Here is a 1842-nt window from a genome sequence, read left to right as displayed (position 1 = left end):
GTAGTCGGCGGGTACCCCCTGGCGCAGCCACCAGGCGAAGATGTCGCCGACGGCGCTCTGGCCGGCCTCGTAGCCGTAGGAGCCGGTGACGATGCCGTCCTCGACCACACCGCAGATGCCGGGGACATCGGCGAGCGTCGCACCGTTGACGACGTGGCAGGTGGACGTGCCCATGATGGCGAGGAGTTTGCCGTTGTCGACGGCGCGGGCGGCCGGTGCGGCGACGTGCGCGTCGACGTTGCCTGCGGCGACCGCGATGCCCTCCGGCAGGCCGGTCCACTCGGCGGCCTGCGCGGTGAGCGCGCCGACCCGGGAGCCGAGCGGGGAGAGCGGGTGCTCCAGGCGGGTGCGGGCGAAGCCGGCGAAGTCCGGGTGGAGCGCGGCGAGGTAGTCCTCGCTCGGGTAACTGCCGTCCTGGTGGATTCCCTTGTAGCCGGCGGTGCAGGTGTTGCGGCTCTCGGCGCCCGTGAGCTGCCAGACGATCCAGTCGGCGGCCTCGATCCAGCGCGCGCAGGCGGCGTAGACCGCCGGGTCCTCCTCCAGGAGCTGGAGGGCCTTGGCGCACTGCCACTCGGCGGAGATCCGGCCGCCGTAGCGGCTGATCCACTTCTCGCCCCGGGCGTGCGCCAGGGCGTTGATCCGGTCCGCCTGGCCCTGGGCGGCGTGGTGCTTCCAGAGCTTGGGCCAGGCGTGCGGGTGCGACGCCCACGCGGGCGTCTCGGCCAGCGGGGTTCCGTCGGCGAGCACCGGCAGGACGGTGCAGGAGGTGAAGTCGGTGGCGATACCGATGACGTGGGCGGGGTCGACGCCGGAGGCGGCGAGCGCGGCCGGGACGGCGGTGCGCAGCACCTCGCGCCAGTCCGCGGGGTGCTGCAGCGCCCAGTCGGGCGGGAGCGGCCGGCCGGTGCCGGGCAGCTCCCGCTCGATGACGGCGTGCGGGTAGTGGTGGACGGCGGTGCCGACCTCCTCGCCGTCCCGGACTCGGACGACCACGGCGCGGCCGGAGAGGGTGCCGAAGTCGATCCCGACGACGTATCTCTCCGGGTCGGGGGCTGCGGGGTTCACGGTCACGACCTCATCCTTCGTATGGGGGAGCGGTGTTGGCGCGAAGCCTGGGGTGTCGCCTGCCGCCGGCGCGGTCCACGATCGGGGCAGGGGGAGCTCGCCGGCGACAGGCTCCGTTCCGCTACCTCTCCCTCTGGAGGGCGGAACGAGGGGCCGCCGGCCGGGCGCTCGGAAACGGGGATGTCAGCGCCTGGCCGGCGGAGTTCGGAGGAGCACTCCTTGTTAGCGCTCACAGGAATTGTTAGCGCTAACATTCACCGTGTCAAGGGAGCTTCCCTGGCGGAGCACCGCGAAAGCAGATGATCAGGGCGCCGCGAACCGCCGGCTCTTCACCATCGGGCGGCCGGCCCGACGCTGCGACGCAGCACCAGCTCCGGGGGGATCCTCTCATGGGTCGGAGAGGGCTTGGCGCCGCCCTCCAACTCCGCCACGAGTAGTTCCAGGGCCCGCCTGCCGAGTTCGCCGAAGTCCTGCCGCACGGTGGTCAGCGGCGGGATGAAGTAGGCGGCCTCCGGAATGTCGTCGAACCCGACCACGCTGATCTCCTCCGGCACCGCCCGACCGGCCTCGTGCAGGGCGCGCAGCAGTCCGAGAGCCATGTGGTCGTTGGCGCAGAAGACGGCCGTGACATCTGGGAGTTGCGCGATCCGCAGCCCCGCCTGGTAGCCCGAGCGGGCACTCCAGTCGCCGCGTTCGACGTCTGGCACCGGGGCTCCGGCCGCCTGCAGCGTGCGGCGCCACCCCTCCTCGCGATCCTGGCTCTCCAGTGGCCGGCCC

2 protein-coding genes are annotated in these 1842 nt (G+C 72.7%); both read right to left on the bottom strand.

Annotated features, from left to right (window positions below; all coding sequences use genetic code 11):
* Positions 1 to 1071 (bottom strand): ribulokinase (locus tag C2142_RS41115; protein WP_241003025.1); only part of this gene is annotated, 1071 nt, incomplete at its 3' end.
* 323 nt (positions 1072 to 1394) lie between these two features.
* A partial coding sequence (locus C2142_RS36620; RefSeq protein WP_148647241.1) for a substrate-binding domain-containing protein occupies positions 1395 to 1842 on the bottom strand: 448 nt, incomplete at its 5' end.

This window comes from Streptomyces sp. CB01881 (genome assembly GCF_002953255.1).
Lineage (GTDB): Bacteria > Actinomycetota > Actinomycetes > Streptomycetales > Streptomycetaceae > Kitasatospora.
The sequence above is the reverse complement of the archived record's forward strand: the minus strand, read 5'-3'. Positions and strand labels throughout refer to the sequence as shown.